This is a genomic window from Variovorax paradoxus (assembly GCF_030815975.1).
GTDB lineage: Bacteria > Pseudomonadota > Gammaproteobacteria > Burkholderiales > Burkholderiaceae_C > Variovorax > Variovorax paradoxus_N.
Map to the genome: position 1 here is coordinate 3,575,640 of NZ_JAUSXL010000002.1, position 19,856 is coordinate 3,595,495.

Consider the following 19,856-nt stretch of genomic DNA (forward strand, 5'->3'; position numbering starts at 1 on the left):
GATTCAAGGATGAGCGACGCAATCGTCAGTCTTCAAAAAGTCAACAAATGGTACGGCGACTTCCACGTCCTCCGTGACGTCGACCTCTCCGTATCTCGTGGAGAACGAATCGTGATCTGCGGCCCGTCGGGGTCGGGCAAATCCACCCTGATCCGCTGTATCAATCGACTGGAAGAGCATCAAACGGGCGCTATCACCGTCGACGGCACCGAGTTGATCAACGACCTGAAGCGCATCGAGGCGGTTCGGCGTGACGTTGGAATGGTTTTTCAGCACTTCAATCTCTTCCCACACCTCACGGTCCTGGAGAATCTCACGCTGGGTCCGACCTGGGTCCTCAAGAAGCCCCTGGCAGAGGCACAAGCACAGGCGATGAAGTACCTTGAGCGCGTGCGAATCCCGGAGCAGGCACACAAGTACCCGGGGCAGTTGTCGGGAGGACAGCAGCAGCGCGTGGCCATCGCCCGGTCGCTGTGCATGGCGCCGAAGATCATGTTGTTCGATGAGCCGACGTCGGCACTGGATCCAGAGATGGTCAAGGAAGTGCTCGACGTCATGATCACTCTTGCGCAGGAGACCAAGATGACCATGCTGTGTGTAACGCACGAGATGGGGTTCGCGCGCAAGGTCGCCGATCGCGTCATCTTCATGGACCAGGGAGAGATCGTGGAGCAGAACGTTCCGGAGCGCTTCTTCGGCAACCCGCAGACTGATCGCGCCCGTCAGTTTCTCGATCAGATCGTGCACTAGCGGGCAGTTTTGCTGCCTCTGAGCGAGCACAGACCATTTGCAACTCTCCAGAAAGACTTTGACATGCAGGACAACGCTTCCGAGTTCGGATTTCAGACACGCGCTCTTCACCATGGGCACGACGCGTCGGACCCGTACGGCGCCGTGTCGCCTCCGATCTACATGACGTCGACGTTCGCGTTCGACAACACCGCGGATGCCGCGGCAGTGTTCTCGGGCGAGAGCGAGCGCTATGTCTACGGCCGACAGCACAACCCTACCCAGCACCTCTTGGAGACCCGCCTCGCCAATCTGGAAGGGGCCGAAGCGGCGTTGGCCACAGGCTCGGGTATGGGCGCCATCTGCTCGACGCTGCTGACGCTCCTGTCCGTCGGCGACGAGTTGATCGTGCACCACACCATGTATTCCACGGCCACATCGCTAGTCGACGAGGGCCTCCCGCGCTTGGGCATCAAGGTCAGGAAGATCGATCTCACACAGCCTGACAACCTCCGACAGGCCCTCTCCGAAAAGACGCGCTTGGTCTATTTCGAGACACCCGTCAATCCGACAGCGCAGCTTTTGAACATCAGGGCGCTTGCGGACGTGGCCCACACCAGGGCCGACGTCAAGGTGATGGTGGATGCCACCTTCGCATCGCCGGCGCTGCAACGAACGCTTGAGCATGGTGCAGACCTCGTCGTGCATTCAATGACGAAGTACATCAACGGCCACGGCGACCTGCTGGCAGGCGTCGTACTCGGTGACTTGGCGACCATCAAGAAAATACGTTCGGTCGGTTTGAAGTACATGACTGGCGCCACCTTGTCCCCTCTGCTGTGTTTCCTCGTGCTGCGCGGTCTTAAGACCTTGACGCTGCGCATGCGCCAGCACAGCGAGAGCGCACTGAAGATCGCCGGGATGCTGAATGCACACCCGGCCGTCAAGCTCGTGCGCTATCCCTTTCTCGAAGGCGGTGCCGACTACGAGTTGGCCAAGACTCAGATGAGCCGCGGTGGTGGCATGCTCTCTTTCGAGTTGCATAGTGGGCTCGAGGGCGCCATCCAGATGATCGACAACCTGAAGTTGGTGTCACGCGCCATCAGCCTGGGTGACACAGAGACCCTGATCACCCACCCGGGGACACTGATCAAAGCCCGGCAAAAGGTCGAGCCACAGGCACGTCTCAGCGCCGGCGTCACCATGGACCTGATCCGGCTTTCTGTCGGACTGGAAGACACTGACGACATCATTAACGACTTGCGACAAGCACTCGAATCGATTCGGTAGACCGGCCGGCAGATTCGCGTCTCGGGGAAATGAGCCGGCAGCAAGAAAGATATGTCGGCAACCTTTGAGGTGGTGAACAGAGATCTTCTGCTCTCTGCGTCGGAGGGCGTCTGGCCCTCCCGAGGACGAAGAGCAGGCGGCCTCTTTAATGTCCCGAAGCCTCGACGCGCACGGTGATGTGTGAGTTCATTTGGAGTTGTTGCTCGGTCGGGTCCTGATCCGCGTTGAACGCCGAGAAATGAGTAACCATGTTTTTATGGGAGCGCATTGAGCCACGATGCTTGAACTTCGCCATCTTCGCTATTTCGTCGCCATTGCCGAAGAACTTAATTTTCGAAAGGCTGCAGAGCGTGTTCACATCGACCAGACACCCTTGTCACGCTCCATCCGCGACCTGGAGGGCAAGCTCGGCGTCAGACTACTGGACCGTTCGGCGCGGAAGCTGGCGCTGACTCCTGCGGGCGAGAAGCTACTTCACCATGCCCGTCATCTGTTCGTCCGGCTGGAGAGAATCAGGAGCGTAGTGCGTAAGACCGATTCCCAGTACCGGCCGCCGTTGCGCGTCGGTGTTGCGGATGGCATTGCTCAGCCCAGATTGACGGAATGCATTTCGGCGTGGCGAACATTTCATCCAGATGCTCCACTCGAGCTCGCCGAGATGAGCGCGGCGGAATTGCTCGGCGCATTGAAGCGGGAGGAGGTGGATGTGGGATTCTCCTTTGGCTTGCCAGACGACGAAACGATTGCGCACGAAGAGGCGTGGTCGTACCCGCTGGTCGCAATTCTCCAGGCCGATCACCCGCTGTCCGGACGTGGGGTCCTGCCAATCTCCGAACTTCTGCGCTTTCCCATGATTGCCTGTCGTCTCGATCGCCTGCCCGGCCTGCGTCGCCAGATGGATGTCGTTCGTCGGCAGTACGCCGCAAGACCCATTATTTCGGGCGAGGCACATACGTTGGCCGGCTATGTCATACGCGTGTCTGCAGGCATGGGCGTGGGAGTCGCTGACGCCGGCCATATGGAAACGCTCTGCCGTAAAGACATCGTCATGGTGCCTCTGGCAGAGGACATTCGCATCACGACCTACGCGGTCCGCAAGCGGTTACGGCCGGAGCTTCCCGAGGTTGTTGGGCGGTTCCTGTCGAACATCAGGGCACTCCACTAGGCACTGGCCAGCCCGCCTTTGATGCGAGTGTCGCTCGCGTCGATGGCCATGGACCGTGATGCCGATTATTGCGATGCTGATCGCGGGCATGCCGCGCTATGCCGGCTGTGTTCTTTCGCCTTCCGTCATGCTCGAGCTGTGCTTATGCCAATCTACGCCCTGCCACGCTCCGGTGGGTGGGCGCTTCTTGCCTGCGAGCCGAAACTTGTCGAAGAAGTGCCGTTCGGCGCCTCACCAATCAAACTGGAGATAGTTCATGCCGACGTCGGCCAGCGGCATCCTGTTCGGACAAATGATTGTGGTGCTCGGCGTTGCGCTCGCCGGCATATGGACCGCCACGCAGTGGACGGCGCAGGCGTTGGGTTACCAACCGCGCCTCGGTTCTCCTTGGTTCGTAGTCGCAGAATTACCGGTCTACCGGCCATGGCAGCTGTTCGAGTGGTGGTACTTCTACGATGCCTATGCGCCCAAGGTTTTCGAGCGAGGCAGTCTCATCGCTGCTTCGAGCGGGGTGCTCGCCACAGGAGCCGCCATCGGCATGGCCGTGTGGCGCTCACGCCTCACAAAGCGCGTCACGACCTACGGCTCCGCCCGCTGGGCTGAGTGCGAGGAGATCGCCAAGGCCGGCCTGACGAAGCCGGCAGGTGTGTTCCTCGGCAAGACTTCGGACAAGAGCGGAGCCTATCTGCGCCATGACGGTCCTGAACATGTGATGGCCTTCGCGCCCACGCGATCCGGCAAGGGCGTCGGGCTTGTGGTGCCGACGCTGCTGTCCTGGCCCGGCTCGGCCGTGATCCACGACATCAAGGGCGAGAACTGGAATCTCACGGCCGGCTGGCGTGCGCGCTTCTCGCACTGTCTGCTGTTCAACCCGACCGATGCGCGCTCGGCTGCCTACAACCCGCTGCTCGAAGTGCGGCGCGGCATGCACGAGGTCCGCGACGTGCAGAACATCGCGGACATCCTGGTCGATCCTGAGGGTGCGCTGGAACGGCGCAACCACTGGGAGAAGACTTCGCATGCGTTGCTGGTCGGCGCGATCCTGCATGTGCTCTACGCGGGTGAGGACAAAACGCTGCGCGGCGTCGCCAATTTCCTGTCCGATCCCGCATGCCCTTTCGAGGTCACGCTACATCGCATGATGACGACACGGCACCTGAGCGATGCAGTTCATCCGGTCGTTGCCTCGGCCGCTCGCGAGGTGCTCAACAAGAGTGACAACGAGCGCTCCGGCGTGCTGTCCACCGCGATGAGCTTTCTGGGCCTGTACCGCGACCCGACGGTGGCCGAGGTCACGTCGCGCTGCGACTGGCGCATCGCGGACCTGATCTCTGCATCTCATCCCATTTCGCTGTACCTGGTCGTCCCGCCATCGGACATCAGCCGTACCAAGCCGCTGATCCGCCTGATCCTCAACCAGATCGGCCGACGTCTCACCGAATCGCTCGACGGATCTGACGGCATCGCGCGCCTCCACAAGCTGCTGCTGATGCTCGACGAGTTCCCGGCGCTGGGACGGCTGGACTTCTTCGAGTCGGCGCTGGCGTTCATGGCCGGATACGAGCTTCGCGCTTTCCTGATCGCGCAGTCTCTCAATCAGGTCGACAAGGCCTATGGCCTGAATCACTCGATCCTCGACAACTGCCATGTGCGCATTGCGTTCGGCACCAATGACGAGCGCACGGCCAAGCGCATCTCGGAGGCACTGGGGACGGCCACCGAGTTGCGTGCGCAGCGCAACTACGCGGGGCACCGGCTCGCGCCGTGGCTGGGCCATCTGATGGTCTCGCGCCAGGAGACGGCGCGGCCATTGCTGACGCCGGGCGAGGTGATGCAGCTGCCGTCAGACGAGGCGGTCGTGATGGTCTCGGGCCATCCGCCGATCAAGGCCAGGAAGCTGCGCTACTACCAGGACCGCAACTTCACGCGGCGTGTGCTGGCGCCGCCGGTGCTGGCTCTGGGCTTTTACGCGGATCGTCCTGCGACACGGCCGGACGATTGGAGCGGACTGGTGCCGCTGATCGCTCCCGAGCATTTATCGTCAGCCGATGCGGATGGCTTTGCCGACGAGGGCGGCCACCAGCTTAAGCCCGAGCTGGAGGTCCTGCGCGACCTGCCGGCGCCGCCGGACGAGGACGGACTGCTGGTGCTCGATGACGAGGACGACGTGCCTCTGCGCCCGAGAGACGCGGACCGTCAACTCACGCGTACCGCGCGCCTCGCGGCGCTGGATCCTGACGACGGGATCGCTCTATGAGTCGGACCCGTTTGAACATCTTCGTCGAGCCGGAGCACGCCAAGCGGTTGAACCAACTGGCGGTGCACAAGGGCGTGTCGAAGTCTGCGGTGGTTGCCGCGGCGTTGGCGTCGTTCCTGTCACCCGACGGAGGCGACCAGCGCGAGGCGGCGATCGCCAAGCGCCTGGACCGACTCTCGCGCCAGTTCGACCGGCTGGAGCGCGACCAGAACGTGCTGATCGAGACGGTGGCGCTCTATGTCCGCTACTTCCTCACCGTCTCGATTCCGGTGCCCGAGGGCCAGCAGGACGCCGCCCGCGCGCAGGGGCGGGCCCGCTTTGCCCAGTTCATCGAGCAGCTCGGGCGCCACATCCAGCGCGGGCGCAGCCTGGTGCGCGAAGTTCATGAGGAGATCGAGCCCGAGTCGGTGCCGATGCAGGCAGGGCGGGAGGAACCGGAGGAGGCCGTTGATGGTCCAGCCGCGTGATCCTTCTTCCGGCTCGTCGACCGGCGGCGCCGCGGACAGCGCCGCGGCCCGGCGCATCCGCATGCTGCGCACGGCCATGGGACCGGAGATCGCCGCCGCGCTCGAGGACCCAGAGGTGGTCGAGGTGCTGCTGAACCCCGACGGTTCGCTGTGGGTGGATCGGCTTGGCACCGGGCTTGCGCCCACCGGCACGAAACTGCCGTCACCGGTGGCCGAACGCATCATCCGCCTGGTCGCCACGCACGTGCGCGCCGAGGTGCATGCGGGCCTGCCGATCCTCTCGGCCGAGCTGCCCGAGACCGGCGAGCGCTTTCTGGGCGTGCTGCCGCCGGTGGTGCGCGCGCCGTCCTTCGCGATCCGCAAGCGGGCGCTGCGCATCATGAGCCTGGCGCAGTACGTGGCCGACGGCATCCTGACGGGAGACCAAGCCGCATTCCTGCGGCAGGCGGTGCGCGAGCGGTTGAACATCGTCGTGGCCGGCGGCACCAGCACGGGCAAGACGACCCTCGCGAACGCGCTGCTCGACGAGATCGCCGAGACGCGCGACCGCGTGCTGATCCTCGAGGACACGGTCGAGCTGCAATGCCGTTCGGACGACCACGTGAGCATGCGCAGCGAACCGGGCGTGACCACCATGGCCGACCTGGTGCGCGCCACCCTGCGGCTGCGGCCCGATCGCATCGTGGTCGGCGAGGTGCGCGGCGCCGAGGCGCTGGACCTGCTCAAGGCCTGGGGCACCGGACATCCTGGCGGCATTGCCACCGTGCACGCCGGCTCCGCGCTGGGCGCGCTCACGCGGCTGGAGCAGCTTGTGCAGGAAGTCTCCGTGACCGTGCCGCGCGCCCTGATCGCCGAGGCGGTCCACGTCATCGTCTTCATCGCCGGCCGCGGCCGCGCCCGGCGGGTGCGCGAGATCGCGCGCGTCATCGGCCACGACAGCCAGGGCTACCAGCTCGATACCTCGGTGGTACCTGGCTTTCCCTTGCTCTCTTCATCTCGTCCTGCCCCTTCAACCCCGTCGTCTTCTGGAGAACCGCCATGACGATTTCACGCGGTTCCGCAAAGCCGCTTCTGCACGCGGCGGCAGCGGCAATGCTCTGGCTCGCCGTCTCGCTGCCAGCGCACGCAGCCGGCTCCAACATGCCCTGGGAGGCGCCGCTACAGTCGATCCTCGACTCGATCCAGGGACCCGTGGCCAAGATCGTCGCGGTGATCATCATCATCGTGACCGGCCTGACGCTGGCCTTCGGCGACACCTCGGGAGGCTTCCGCCGGTTGATCCAGATCGTGTTCGGCCTGTCGATTGCGTTCGCCGCTTCAAGTTTCTTCCTAACCTTCTTCAGCTTCTCTGGCGGGGCGGTGCTGGCATGAGCACATTGACCGCTTTCTCAACAGGCTTCTCGCCCGGCTTCGAGGTTCCGCTGCACCGGTCGCTGACCGAGCCGATCCTGCTGGGCGGTGCGCCGCGCACCGTGGCGATCGCCAACGGCACGCTGGCCGCAGCCGTGGGGCTGGGGCTGCAGCTCTGGCTGCCGGGTATCGCGCTCTGGGTCGTCGGCCACGCGCTGGCTGTCTGGGGGGCGCGCCTCGATCCGCAGTTCATGCAGGTCTTCGCGCGGCACATCAAGCAGCGGCCGCTTCTCGATGTCTAGGGGATGCGTGAAGCGAGCAGGGGAGACGCCATGCTGAACCTCGCCGAATACCGCAAGCGACCGGCGCTGCTGGCCGACTGGCTGCCCTGGGCCGGTCTGGTCGCCCCTGGCGTCGTGCTCAACAAGGACGGATCGTTCCAGCGCACGGCCCGGTTCCGCGGGCCGGACCTGGACAGCGCGACGCAGGGCGAACTCGTCGCGACCTCGGCGCGGTTGAACAACGCGCTGCGCCGGCTCGGTTCGGGCTGGGCGATGTTCGTGGAGGCCGAGCGGCGCGAGGCGGCCGGCTATCCGGAGTCGTCGTTTCCCGAGGCTCTGTCCTGGCTGGTCGACGAGGAGCGCCGCGCCGCCTTCGAGGAAGACGCCAGCCACTTCGAGAGCCGCTATCACCTGACGCTGCTGTACCTGCCGACCGAGGAGTCGAAGGCGCGCGCTGCGGGCCTGCTTTACGAGAACGCCGGGACGGAAGGCAAGGGTGGGAAGGGCGGACCGAAGGAGTCGAACGGCACGGATTGGGGAGGGCGGCTGGATTCCTTCGTGGCCGAGACCGAACGCTTCCTCGGCCTGCTCGAAGGCGTGATGCCGGAGATAGCCTGGCTCGACGATGCGCAGACGCTGACCCACCTGCACGGCTGCGTGTCCACGCGCCGGCAAGCGGTCGCGGTCCCCGAGGTGCCGATGCACCTCGATGCGCTGCTGGCCGACGAACCGCTGACGGGTGGGCTGGCGCCGATGCTCGGACGCTTGCACCTGCGTGTGCTGTCGGTGCGCGGCTTTCCGACGTCGACCTGGCCGGGGCTGCTCGACGACCTGAACCGCCTGGGCTTCGCCTACCGCTGGAGCACGCGCTTCCTGTGCCTGGACAAGGCCGAGGCGGAGAAGGAGCTCGTGCGGCTGCGCCGGCAATGGTTTGCCAAGCGCAAGAACATCGTCGCGCTGCTGCGCGAGACCATCTTCCAGCAGGAGAGCGCGCTGGTCGACTCCGACGCCTCGAACAAGGCGGCGGATGCCGACGCGGCGCTGCAGGAACTGGGCAGCGACCAGGTGGCCTTCGGCTTTGTGACCGCTACCGTGACCGTGCTCGATGCCGACGCCACCGTTGCCGACGAGAAGCTGCGCGCGGTGGAACGTGCGATCCAGGGCCGGGGTTTCGTCACGATTCCCGAGACGCTCAACGCGGTCGAGGCCTGGCTGTCATCGATCCCGGGCCATGCGTATGCGAACGTGCGCCAGCCCATCGTCTCGACGTTGAACCTCGCGCACATGATGCCGGTGTCGGCCGTGTGGGCAGGGCCCGAGCGCAATGCGCACCTCGATGGCCCGCCGCTGATCGTCACACGCACCGATGGTGCGACGCCGTTCCGGCTGGTCACGCACATCGGCGACGTCGGGCACACGCTCGTCGTCGGGCCGACCGGCATGGGCAAGTCGGTGCTGCTCGCCACGCTAGCGCTGCAGTTCCGCCGCTATGCCGGCTCGCGCATTCTGGCCTTCGACATGGGGCGCTCGATGCGCGCCACGGTCCTGGGGCTCGGCGGCGAGCATTACGACCTGGGGGCCGATGGCGAGATCGCTTTCCAGCCACTGGCGCGCATCGACCAGGAGGGGTACCGCACCTGGGCGGCGGAGTGGGTGGAGGGACGGCTTCGGCAGGAAGGCCTCGAGGTCGGGCCGGCCGAGCGGGAGATGGTGTGGTCGGCAATGGCCAGCCTTGCATCCGCGCCGCTGGAGCAACGCACGATGACAGGCCTGGCCGTGCTGCTGCAGTCCAATACCCTGCGCCAGGCGCTGGCGCCGTATGTGCTCGGTGGCGCGCACGGGCGACTGCTGGACGCGGACCGGGACCGGCTGGGCGCGTCCTCCATCCAATGTTTCGAGATGGAGGAGCTGATGCACAGCAAGGCCGCGGTGCTGGCCGTGCTGGGGTACCTTTTCGCACGCTTCGACGAACGCTTCGACGGCGCGCCCACGCTGCTGATCCTCGACGAGGCCTGGCTGTTCCTCGACGACCCGGTGTTCGCGGCGCGCATCCGGCAGTGGCTCAAGACGCTGCGCAAGAAGAACGTCTCAGTCATCTTCGCCACGCAGAGCCTGGCCGACATCCAGAACTCCAGCATCGCGCCGGCGATCGTGGAGAGTTGCGCGAGCCGGATCTTCCTGCCCAACCCGCAGGCCACCGAACCGCAGATCCGGGTGATCTACGAGGGCTTTGGCCTCAACAGCCGGCAGATCGACATCGTCGCCACGGCGCAGCCCAAGCGCGACTACTACTACCAGTCACGGCTGGGCAACCGGGTCTTCGAACTGAGGCTCGGACCGGTGGCGCTCGCGTTTGCCGGCGCGGGCTCGCCCGATGACCAGCGCGAGATCCACCGCGTGCAGGCGTCGGTGCTGGCGTCGCCGTTCGCGCGGATGCCTTCGGTCTTCGCGGCGGCCTGGCTGCGTCATCGTGGCCTGGGCTGGGCCGCCGACCTCCTCCCTTCGTTTTCGCCATCCTCAACACCGCAGGAGAAATCGCCATGAAGAAGAGCTTCCTTGTCATTGCCGCGGCCGCATGGTTCGGCGCCATGCCCATTGCGCGCGCGCAATGGGTCGTCGTCGATCCGACCAATCTGATCCAGAACATCATGACGGCCGCGAACACCCTCGAGCAGATCAACAACCAGATCAAGCAGCTGCAGAACCAGGCCGAGATGCTCAGGAATCAGTCGAGAAACCTGACGAGCCTGGACTTCAGCGCACTGTCCGAGCTCCGGTCGACCCTGTCGGCCACGAACCAGCTGATCCAGCAGGCACAGGGGCTGGCCTTCAACGTCTCGCGCATGGAAGAGGAGTTCAAGCGCCTCTATCCGGAGTCGTTTTCGGCGGGCATGTCGGGCGCGCAGATGGTCGGTGATGCGCGCTTGCGCTGGCGCCATTCGCTCGAAGCCCTGCGCACGGCGACCCACGTGCAGTCGCAGGCGATGCAGAACTTCGCGGCGGACGAGCAGGCGCTCACGGACCTCGTGAACCGCAGTCAGTCGGCCACGGGAGCCCTGCAGGCGATGCAGGCGACCAACCAGCTGCTGGCGCTGCAGTCGCGTCAGGCGATTCAGGCGCAGCAGCTGCAGATCACGCAGGACCGCGCCACGGCGCTGGAGCAGGCGCGGCAGGTGGCGGTGCAGGAGCGTGCGCGCGAGGTGCGCCGGCGCTTCATGGGCAGCGGCACGCCGTACACGCCCTACAGCGTCAACTTCTACGGCAACTGAGGGGCGTCCATGAAGAAGCTTCTTCTCCTCATCACTGCCGCTGTGGTTTTGGTGCTCGCCGGCTGCGGCAAGTCCGAGCCTTCCCGGTCCGCGATCGAGTCCGTCGAATTCCTGGTCGCGAATCCCGCGCGACTGAAGGAACTGCGGGCGCAGTGCAAGGCCGATCATGCCCGGATGGGCGACGCGCAGTGCCATGCGGTGGCCGAAGCCACGCGCCAGCGCTTCATGCGTGGCGGCCCATCGCCCTACGCGGGCGAGCCGGTGCCGCCGCCGGCAGCCCCTGCATCAGCGCCGGCCGGCGCGGACGCCAAGGACTGATGCCATGGACGATGTCGCGGTCATCGATCGCTTCCTCGATGTCTTCTCGCGCTACATCGATTCGGGCTTCGGCCTGCTGCATGGTGAGGTGGCGTTCCTGACGGCCACGTGGTCGTCATCGACATGACGCTGGCCGGCTTGTTCTGGGCCATGGGTCATGCAGCAGGGCAGGGCGACGACGTGATCGCCCGGCTGATCCGGAAGGTGCTCTATGTGGGGGCGTTTGCTTTCATCATTGGTAATTTCAACCAGCTGGCCGGTGTCGTATTCCGCTCGTTCGCAGGGCTCGGCCTGGTGGCGTCGGGCTCCGGCCTGACACAGGCGCAGTTCCTGCAGCCGGGGCGCCTCGCGCAGGTCGGCATGGAGGCGGGCCGGCCGATCATGGAACAGATCAGCGAGATGACGGGTTTCCCCGAAACCTTCGCCCATCTGGACACCATCGCGGTGCTATTCCTGGCTTGGCTGGTGTTGATCGTGAGCTTCTTCGTGCTCGCAGTGCAGCTCTTCGTCACCTTGATCGAGTTCAAGCTGACCACCCTGGCGGGCTTCGTGCTCGTGCCCTTCGCGCTGTGGAACAGGACCGCGTTCCTGGCCGAGAAGGTGCTAGGCAACGTGGTGTCCTCGGGCATCAAGGTGCTGGTGCTGGCCGTGATCGTGGGGATTGGCACCGGCCTTTTTGCGGAGTTCCGCACACCGCCGGGGGCCGAGCCGTCCATCGACCATTCGCTGACCGTCATGCTGGCGGCGCTTGCGATGCTGGGGCTGGGGATCTTCGGACCGGGGATCGCGACCGGACTGGTGTCGGGCGCGCCGCAGCTCGGTGCTGGCACGGCGGCGGGAACGGCCCTGGGTGCGGCGGGCCTGGCCGTCGCCGGTGGCGCGGCCGTGGCGAGCGCGGGTTCTGCCGTGGCCGCGGGCGCGCGCATGGCGCCCGGCGCGGCGCGTGCGGCCATTGGCGCCGGCGCTGCGGCCGCGCGCTCGGCCAGTGGCCTGGCGAGCGGTGCGAAGTCAGCCTACCAAACGGGCGCTGCGGCATCCAGCGGTGGAAGCGTCCGCGCGGCCGGGGCCGGTCTTGCCCATCTCGCGAAAACCGGCGCCGGCGCCGTCGGCCAACGCGTCGCGTCCGGGGCCAGGGCCGTGAAGGAGCGCGTGTCGAATTTCGTGGCCGATGCCGATGCCGCTGCGCCCGCGGCTACGGGGAATGCGGCATCTGCGGGTGCGGAAGAGGCCGGCGGACTTCCCCCCGAACCGGCATGGGCCCGGCAGATGCGCCGCAAGCAGCAGTTGAGCCATGCGGCCTCGACGACAGCGCACGTGCTGCGCTCGGGCGACCACGGCGGCAGCGGCACGAGCCCGAGCCTGCGCGACGAGTCCAACGCCTGATCCGGATCTTTTGAGGAGAACCATCCATGCGATTCAAGCGACCTCAGGTGCGCTACTCGGATACGCCCGAGCCCGTCACTCCCTATCAAGCCGCGGCGCAGGTCTGGGACCAGCGCATCGGCAGTGCGCGGGTGCAGGCGAAGAACTGGCGGGTCATGGCCTTCGGCTGTCTCTCGCTGGCCCTGCTGATGGCCGGCGGACTGGTCTGGCGCTCGGCCCAGTCGATCGTGACGCCCTATGTGGTCGAGGTGGACAACGCCGGGCAGGTGCGCGCGGTCGGCGAGGCCGCCACGCCCTACAAACCCAGCGACGCGCAGATCGCGCACCACCTGGCACGCTTCGTCACCGACGTGCGGTCCTTGTCGATCGATCCGATCGTGGTGCGTCAGAACTGGCTCGAGGCCTACGACTACACGACCGACCGAGGCGCCTCGACGCTGAACGACCATGCGCGTGCCAACGATCCGTTCTCGCGCATCGGGCAGCAGTCGATTGCCGTGCAGATCAACAGCGTGGTGCGCGCGAGCGATTCGTCGTTTCAGGTGCGCTGGACGGAGCGGCGCTACGTCAACGGCGAGGCGGCGGGGCTCGAGCGCTGGACCGCGGTGCTGGCGATCGTGCTGCAGGCGCCGCGCACCGAGGAGCGCTTGCGCAAGAACCCGCTCGGCATCTACGTCAACGGCCTGTCCTGGAGCCGCGAGTTCGATGCGACGGATGCCGCAACGAAAGGAACCAAGCCATGAAGACGGATTTCCGTATGTACGTATCTGCGCTGATCCTGATGGAGGCGGCCGCCTTGGCCGGCTGTGCCACGCAGGGCAAGCCGCCGCCGGCGATCCCGCTGGACGAGCCGCTGGCCGCTGCCGCGCAGCCGTTGCCGGAACCGGCCCCGCCCGTCGAGGTGGTGGAGGTGCCAAAGCCCTTGCCGCTGCCCGGGCAGATAAAGGCGCTGCCGAACGAACGGGAAGCGAAGCCGGTGCCCGAGCCCGCCGACGAGAAAGTACGGGTCTCGCGGGCCAACGAAGAGGCCCGGATCGCGCCGACGCGCGAGGGCTATGTCAATGCGATCCAGGTCTGGCCGTATGCGGATGGGGCGCTCTATCAGGTCTACACGAGCCCGGGCCGCGTGACGGTCATTGCGTTGCAGCCCGGGGAGGAACTGGTGGCCGTATCGGCGGGCGACACGGTGCGCTGGATCGTGGGGGATACGGTCAGCGGCAGCGGTGCGAACCAGCGAGTCAACGTGCTCGTGAAACCCACGCGCGTGGGCCTGAAGACCAACCTGGTTATCACGACGAACCGGCGCACCTATCTGCTGGAGCTGTCTTCGACGTCGCAGGCCTGGATGGCGTCGGTGTCCTGGGACTATCCGAAGGACCGGATGCTGGCGTTGCAGAAGCAGGCGAGGGAGGCGCAGGCGGCGGCGCCTGTGGATTCGGGCCTGTCGGTGGAACAGATCCGGTTCCGTTATGCGATCAGCGGTGACGGCGCGCCATGGAAGCCTTTGCGCGCCTTCGACGACGGGCAGCGGGTCTACATCCAGTTTCCCGGCGGCATCGCGCAGGGCGAGCTGCCGCCGCTGTTCGTGATCGGGCCGCAAGGCGATGGGCAGCTCGTGAACTATCGCTTCCGCTCGCCGTACTACGTGGTGGACCGCCTCTTCGGCGCGGCGGAGTTGCGGTTGGGGGGCTTCAAGGGCGGTAAGGCCGAGGTGGTGCGCATCGAGCGCACGGATGGCACGAACGGCAGCGCTCGGGGTGCGCGGAGTGATGGGTCATGAGTGCGGAGGACACCGTGTCGCCCCTGTCGTCCCAGGTCACGTCCAAGGTCGCTCCGGAGACGGTGGCCCTGCGCGCGCAGCCCCGGGTGGTCGTGCGGCTTAACCGTCGCATGCTGGCGGTCGGCGCCGGCACCTTGGCCGCGGCCGTGCTCGGTGGCACCCTGTGGTCGCTGCAGTCGCAGAAACGCGAGCGCAACCCGGCCGCCGAGCTGTACAACGTGGACCGCGTGGCCCGGGCGGATGGACTGGACCAACTGCCGAAGGACTATGCCGGGATGCCGCCGGCGTCGAAGCCGGCGCCACCGGTGCTGGGGCCGCCGCTGCCGGGAGATCTCGGGTCGGCCATGGTGAAGGCACAGCAGCCGATGGAGGTGCGCGCAGTGGGCAACGGCGTCGATCCGGCGCAGGCCGAGCGGTTGGCGGCCGAGGAGGCGGCGCGCTCCTCGGTGTTCTTCCGGCGCAGCGGGGATGGTACCGCTGCGAAGCGGGCGACCGTCCCCGAGCGGACCATGCTCGCATCTGTCGGCGATCCGTCGGGGCTGGCCGCGGGGCAGCAGCCGTTCGATCCCTTGGGCGCGATGAGCCCGGCCGTGGCTTCGTCCATCGACCCTACGGCGGCGCAGAACCGCCAGGACCGCAAGGAAGCCTTTCTTGCGAATGCCGGTGACACGGCCACCCGCAATCCCGGCAGCCTGCAGGTGCCGGCTTCGCCGTACCAGGTGATGGCGGGAACCATCATCCCGGCGGCGCTGGTGACGGGCATCAACTCCGACCTGCCGGGGCAGGTGATCGCCACCGTCACCGAAGCGGTCTACGACACGGCCACGGGGCGCCACCTGCTGATCCCACAGGGCTCGCGGCTGATCGGTCGCTACGACAGCCAGGTGGCCTTCGGGCAGCGGCGTGTGCTGCTGGTGTGGACGCGGTTGATCCTGCCCGACACGTCGTCGGTGGCGCTGGACCGGTTGCCGGGGATCGATCCGGCCGGTTATGCCGGACTGGAGGATGGGGTCGATTGGCACTGGGACCGCATCCTCGCGGGCGCGGCGTTGTCGACGCTGCTGGGCGTGGGGACGGAACTGGCGGAACCGGAGAGCCGGCCCGGCCAAGAGGGCAATCGCGTCGTGATCGCGGTGCGCGAGGGCGCGCAGGACACGGTGAACCAGGTCGGGCAGGAAATCACCAAACGCAACGCGAGCATTCAGCCGACGCTGACGATCCGGCCGGGGTTCCCGATGCGAGTGATGGTGAGCAAGGATCTTGTTCTGCGGCCGTACCAGCCGCTGTTCTTCGTGCGAGGTGGAAACTGATGAGTACGACGCGTAAGCTGCGGCTGGGTCCATTGCCCAAGACAGAGAGTGTCAAGCTGACCTTCGCTTGTCCGGCCAGCCTCAAGACGGCGTTGGACCGCTATGCGGCGCTGCATGCGCAGACCTATGGGGAGGCAGTGGATGCGGTAGCGCTGATCCCGCACATGCTGGAGGCGTTTATGGCACGGGATCGAGGGTTCACGCGAAACAAGGAAAGTTTCTGCGATGGACCTTCCCGATCTTCGCTTCGCGTGACACAGCATGGGGAAAGCAGTTCTTAGGGATTGCGCCAGCGCCAGCGTGCCTATCATGGGGAACGCGCGAGCGATGAAGGCCAATGGTGTGCATGGTGATGAATCGCACCGCCAGATGCCCCGAATCGACGAAGTCTGCCCCTCATCCAGCGCCCTCAGGCTGTATGCGGACACACCTGTCCCATCATCGCCATCAGTTTCTTGCGCGCCATCCACAGATTGGACAGCGCAAACAGCGTGATCACATGCGCCGTGTTCTTGGCCAGCCCCTTGAACCTCACCTTCGCGAGACCGAACTGGCGCTTGATCACCCGCAACGGATGCTCCACCTTTGCCCGCACGCTGGCCTTCAAGGACGAATTGCGCTGGGTTCCGCCGCGGTAACGGCGCAAGGCTTTCATCGGAACGGCACAGCGGCGCGCACCTGCTTGGCCCGACTCTGCCATCGCGACCCAGCCCCTGAGACCTTCCAGGTGAAAGCGCTGGGCTACGACTTGGCCGAGGAGAGCATGTTTTGCGTGGGTTGGGTCGCGGAGCTCATGTAGCTTCCAACGATGCAAAGCAGGAAGGCCAGCGGCACGGTCACCAGTGCAGGGGGGTCCAACGGAACGATGGGGGCCGCGTTGCCCAAGACCTTGACCCATACCGAAGGGCCAAGCACGGTGAGGATGAGAGAGCTGATGATGCCGGCGCTGCCACCCAGGATCGCACCGGACGCGGTGAGCTTCTTCCAGTAGATGGCGAGCAGCAGGACAGGGAATGTCGATGAGCATGCGATGGAGAAGGCCAGGCTGATCATGTAGGCGACGTTTTGTCCTTTGCAATGCCCAGGACCACCGCAAACGCACCCAGCACAACGGTGGCGATGCGGACGATCCGGAACTCCTCGCGTTCGGTCGTGACGCGCCGCTTCAAAATGGCTCCATAAATGTCGTGGCTCACCGCGGACGCGCCCGAGAGCGTCAGGCCAGCGACCACTGCGAGGATGGTGGCGAATGCCACTGCGGCAACGATGCCGTACATCACGTCCCCGCCGAGGATGCGCGACAGGTGAAGTGCCGCGGTGTTGCCGCCTCCGATGAGCGCCCCGCTGGCATCCAGATAGGTCTTGTCCGAACGCACCAGGGACAGCGCACCAAACCCGATGATGAAGATAAGTGCGTAGAAGCCATTCATGAAAACCGATGCCCACAACACCGAGCTGCGAGCTGCCCTGGCATCCGGCACGGTGAAGAAGCGCATCAGCACATGAGGAAGTCCCGCAGTTCCAAACATCACGGCGAGGCCCAGGGAGAACGCCGACCACGGGTCTTTCGCCATGGTCGTGGTTCCCAGGATGGCGCTTCCCTTGGGATGGACGTCGACCGCGCTCGCAAGGAGTGCGGTGAAGCTGAAGTTGAACTTGGCCATGACCATGAAAGCGATTGCGCAGCCAACGCAGAGCATGAGCACCGCCTTGACAATCTGCACCCAGGTCGTAGCCAGCATGCCGCCGAACGCCACATACAGAATCATTAGAATCCCGACCAGCACGATGGCGAAGCTGTAGTCGATACCGAAGAGCAATTGCACCAGCTGGCCGGCGCCAACCATCTGTGCAATCAGGTAGAACGAAACGATGGTGAGAGAGGCGCAGGCCGAAAAAATGCGGATTCCGTTGCCGCCGAGCTTCGAGCACACGACATCCGTGAACGTGTACTTGCCCATCTTGCGGAGCTTTCCTGCCATCAGGAACACGACCACAGGAAGACCTGTGGTGTAGCCGATGGCATAGAACAGCCCATCGAAGCCACTGCTGAACACCAGGGCCGACAAGCCGAGGAAAGCGCCGGCCGAAAGGGCATCTCCTGTGATGGCAAGACCGTTCTGAAATCCCGAGATGTTGCCACCGGCTGCATAGAAATCATTGGTCGACGAGGTGCGTCTCGCGGCCCACCAGGTGATGAGCAAGGTCGAGAGAATGACAACACCGAACAGCGACAGTGCGGTCGAGCTGATCGCTGGAGCACCATTCCCTTGCGCCGCTGCGGCGCCGCATGTCAGAAGCAGGGCAATGAGGAGGGCCGTAGTTTTCATTCGACACCTTCCACACGGTTCGTGATGGCGACATAGACGATGGTCAGGATCGCGCCAAGCGAAATGACGCCCAGTCCCGCTGCGAAGGACACGGGAACGCCGTTCGAGAGGGCCTGGCCTTGGATGAAACCTGGAGCGAAGCAGCAAGCAGCGACGAAGCACAGGTATGTCAATACCTGCAGTGCCGTGAGCGCCATCCCGAGGGTGACGTTGTCATCGTCTTGCGTGGAAACTTGATTCATTCGAACCTCTTGAGAAATGATTACTTTGGACACGTGAAAGGGAACGCGCAGCACTTGTGAAGCGCTACGTCCTTGGTGAGCGGAGGGGCTCGCCGCGGGCCGAGAGTCCGGGCGCTCAGAGTTCGCCAGTCAGGAACTGAGCACGTCCCTTCCCAAAGGACCAGTCGGAGTCGGAGTTCTCCACCAGTGAGACCACCAGGTCTTCGGGTGAAAGTCCGCATCGCTCGGCCGTGAAGCGGCTGAGAAGTTCGTAGAAGCGAACCTTCTCGGCCTGCGGTCTCGGGCGCGTGACCACGGTGAGCAGAACTGCGTTTTGCGTCCGGGCCATGCCGAGTCCCGTGTCCTCCAGAATCAACTCGCCAGCTCGATGCCGCGTCACCGTCTGATAGCGGTCGGTCACCGGCACGTTGAATGCCTCGACCATCGCTTGATGACCTGCATCGATCAGCTCGCGGACAGATTTGGAGTCGCGGCCTTCGAAAACGTGGAAGTTCAGCAGGGGCACTGGACATCCTTCAGCGGTACGACCGAAGCAGGTGCTCGGCTTGCTCGGCGACGCGTTGGACGACCAGCGCAGCGGGAGGAATGTCGGCAATCAGCCCGATCGCCTGGCCCACCGTCACGTTGGCGCAGTCGTAGTCCCCAGATTCGTACGCGCTTTCCACGCGCACTTTTTCTTCGCTCCGTACCGCTTTCAGCGCGTCCTCTTTGCCGTGCCATTTGCGAATGAAGTTGTTGACCATCAACCTGCCTGTGTACTCACGCGGCCATTCGCGTCCGCGCGCAATGTCGAAAACCGATGTCCGGACCGTTTGCCCGCCCTTGGCCTGAACGACCAGGTCCTTCGCGTTCCGGTGGATCAGCGCTTCTTGGGTGGCCCAGAATCGGGTGCCCATCAGCACACCGTCGGCGCCCAGCAAGAGGGCTGCCGCCAAGCCGCGGCCGTCGGCGATGCCGCCCGCGCTGAGCAAGAGCGTGTCCGGCGACTTTCCTGCGATGTAGTCCGCTGCCTCGGGGGTGAACGTCATCGTCGTCTGGCGGTCGAACCCGTGGCCACCGGCCTCGGTACCTTGCGCAACGATCACGGACGCACCGCAATCAAGCGCTCGTTGGACATGGTCCAGGGTCTGCACCTGGCAGATGAGCGGTACCCCTGCGTCGGTGACCTTCCTGGCGTAAGGCTCGGGGTCGGAGAAGGACAACATCAGCGCGCGGGGGCGGCGCTCGAGCGCCTTGTCCAGCAGCGAGATGTCACGCCCCATGGACCACGTGATGAACCCGCAACCGATGGCCGCGTCGCCCGCGAGGTCGAATTCCTTCTGCAGGGTTGGGTGGTCTCCGTAGCCCCCGCCGATCAAGCCTAACGCGCCCGCGTTGGACACCGCTGCGGCGAGCAGGCCGCCGGAGGCGGGATCCATGGGGGCAAGGGCAATCGGGTACTTGAGACCAAAGCGCTTCGCAAACCGCGTACTGAGCATCTGAGCTTCTCCAATGGTTGAACTCGGCCGCGATGCTAGGGAGAAGCACCGATCACGAGAAACGGTTTATAGAGATACAACCTATCTTCAGAATCGATGGTCGGATCCAGTGCGGGATCGTCATGCGGGTTGCACCAAGAGCAGGCCGTCGTGCACTGAAGTGCGTCGCGACAGGTGGATTGGGTCGGCACTCTTCTTGCTGAGTTC

18 protein-coding genes and 3 pseudogenes are annotated in these 19,856 nt (G+C 65.2%); 16 read left to right on the forward strand and 5 right to left on the reverse strand.

Going from position 1 to position 19,856, the window contains the following annotated elements; all coding sequences use genetic code 11:
* Positions 1–9 precede the first annotated feature (9 nt).
* The 16 genes and pseudogenes from QFZ47_RS20550 to QFZ47_RS20625 all read left to right on the forward strand — a co-directional run bounded on the left by QFZ47_RS20550 (position 10) and on the right by QFZ47_RS20625 (position 15,880).
* Entirely contained in the window at positions 10–750 is a 741-nt protein-coding gene (locus QFZ47_RS20550; protein WP_307657381.1) for an amino acid ABC transporter ATP-binding protein, read from the forward strand.
* 63 nt (positions 751–813) lie between these two features.
* Positions 814–2,019: a trans-sulfuration enzyme family protein gene (locus tag QFZ47_RS20555; RefSeq protein WP_307657382.1), complete on the forward strand. Its 1,206-nt coding sequence runs from the start codon at positions 814–816 to the stop codon at positions 2,017–2,019.
* Positions 2,020–2,296: 277 nt separating this feature from the next.
* A complete protein-coding gene (locus tag QFZ47_RS20560; protein WP_307657383.1) occupies positions 2,297–3,184 on the forward strand; it encodes a LysR family transcriptional regulator in 888 nt (295 codons plus the stop codon).
* A 256-nt stretch (positions 3,185–3,440) separates the two neighbouring features.
* A complete protein-coding gene (locus QFZ47_RS20565; protein WP_307657384.1) occupies positions 3,441–5,441 on the forward strand; it encodes a conjugal transfer protein TraG in 2,001 nt (666 codons plus the stop codon).
* Positions 5,438–5,908, forward strand: a complete 471-nt coding sequence (locus QFZ47_RS20570) for a CopG family transcriptional regulator (RefSeq protein WP_307657385.1) — start codon at positions 5,438–5,440, stop codon at positions 5,906–5,908. The genes QFZ47_RS20565 and QFZ47_RS20570 overlap by 4 nt, the downstream gene beginning before the upstream one ends.
* 61 nt (positions 5,909–5,969) lie before the next feature.
* A complete protein-coding gene (trbB, locus tag QFZ47_RS20575; protein ID WP_307658980.1) occupies positions 5,970–6,950 on the forward strand; it encodes a P-type conjugative transfer ATPase TrbB in 981 nt (326 codons plus the stop codon).
* Entirely contained in the window at positions 6,947–7,279 is a 333-nt protein-coding gene (locus tag QFZ47_RS20580) for a TrbC/VirB2 family type IV secretion system protein (RefSeq protein WP_307657386.1), read from the forward strand. Before trbB ends, QFZ47_RS20580 begins: the two co-directional genes overlap by 4 nt.
* A complete protein-coding gene (locus tag QFZ47_RS20585) occupies positions 7,276–7,560 on the forward strand; it encodes a VirB3 family type IV secretion system protein (protein WP_307657387.1) in 285 nt (94 codons plus the stop codon). Before QFZ47_RS20580 ends, QFZ47_RS20585 begins: the two co-directional genes overlap by 4 nt.
* A 30-nt stretch (positions 7,561–7,590) precedes the next feature.
* Entirely contained in the window at positions 7,591–10,083 is a 2,493-nt protein-coding gene (trbE, locus tag QFZ47_RS20590; protein ID WP_307657388.1) for a conjugal transfer protein TrbE, read from the forward strand.
* A complete protein-coding gene (gene trbJ / locus QFZ47_RS20595) occupies positions 10,080–10,808 on the forward strand; it encodes a P-type conjugative transfer protein TrbJ (protein ID WP_307657389.1) in 729 nt (242 codons plus the stop codon). The genes trbE and trbJ overlap by 4 nt, the downstream gene beginning before the upstream one ends.
* Positions 10,809–10,817: 9 nt before the next feature.
* Positions 10,818–11,126 (forward strand): EexN family lipoprotein, encoded by a 309-nt coding sequence (locus QFZ47_RS20600; protein WP_307657390.1) that lies wholly within the window; start codon positions 10,818–10,820, stop codon positions 11,124–11,126.
* 4 nt (positions 11,127–11,130) lie between these two features.
* Positions 11,131–12,509, forward strand: a pseudogene (gene trbL, locus QFZ47_RS20605) (P-type conjugative transfer protein TrbL).
* Between the two features lie 26 nt (positions 12,510–12,535).
* Positions 12,536–13,252, forward strand: coding sequence for a conjugal transfer protein TrbF (trbF, locus tag QFZ47_RS20610; RefSeq protein WP_307657391.1), 717 nt, complete (start codon positions 12,536–12,538; stop codon positions 13,250–13,252).
* A complete protein-coding gene (gene trbG / locus QFZ47_RS20615) occupies positions 13,249–14,289 on the forward strand; it encodes a P-type conjugative transfer protein TrbG (RefSeq protein WP_307657392.1) in 1,041 nt (346 codons plus the stop codon). Before trbF ends, trbG begins: the two co-directional genes overlap by 4 nt.
* Positions 14,286–15,599: a TraB/TrbI/VirB10 family type IV secretion system protein gene (locus QFZ47_RS20620; RefSeq protein WP_307657393.1), complete on the forward strand. Its 1,314-nt coding sequence runs from the start codon at positions 14,286–14,288 to the stop codon at positions 15,597–15,599. Before trbG ends, QFZ47_RS20620 begins: the two co-directional genes overlap by 4 nt.
* Positions 15,599–15,880, forward strand: a complete 282-nt coding sequence (locus QFZ47_RS20625; protein ID WP_307657394.1) for a DUF2274 domain-containing protein — start codon at positions 15,599–15,601, stop codon at positions 15,878–15,880. Before QFZ47_RS20620 ends, QFZ47_RS20625 begins: the two co-directional genes overlap by 1 nt.
* A 128-nt stretch (positions 15,881–16,008) precedes the next feature.
* Here QFZ47_RS20625 and QFZ47_RS20630 read toward each other — a convergent pair.
* The 5 genes and pseudogenes from QFZ47_RS20630 to QFZ47_RS20655 form a co-directional block, all read right to left on the reverse strand.
* A pseudogene (locus tag QFZ47_RS20630) lies at positions 16,009–16,203 on the reverse strand (transposase); the annotation flags it as partial.
* A gap of 137 nt (positions 16,204–16,340) precedes the next feature.
* A pseudogene (locus QFZ47_RS20640) lies at positions 16,341–17,929 on the reverse strand (sodium:solute symporter family transporter).
* Positions 17,926–18,171: a DUF485 domain-containing protein gene (locus QFZ47_RS20645; protein ID WP_307657397.1), complete on the reverse strand. Its 246-nt coding sequence runs from the start codon at positions 18,169–18,171 to the stop codon at positions 17,926–17,928. Before QFZ47_RS20645 ends, QFZ47_RS20640 begins: the two are co-directional and overlap by 4 nt.
* Before the next feature lie 115 nt (positions 18,172–18,286).
* On the reverse strand, positions 18,287–18,676 hold the full coding sequence (locus QFZ47_RS20650; protein WP_307657398.1) for a tautomerase family protein: 390 nt from the start codon (positions 18,674–18,676) through the stop codon (positions 18,287–18,289).
* Between the two features lie 10 nt (positions 18,677–18,686).
* Complete coding sequence (locus QFZ47_RS20655) at positions 18,687–19,589, reverse strand: NAD(P)H-dependent flavin oxidoreductase (RefSeq protein ID WP_307657399.1); 903 nt, start codon at positions 19,587–19,589, stop codon at positions 18,687–18,689.
* Positions 19,590–19,856: the final 267 nt, after the last annotated feature.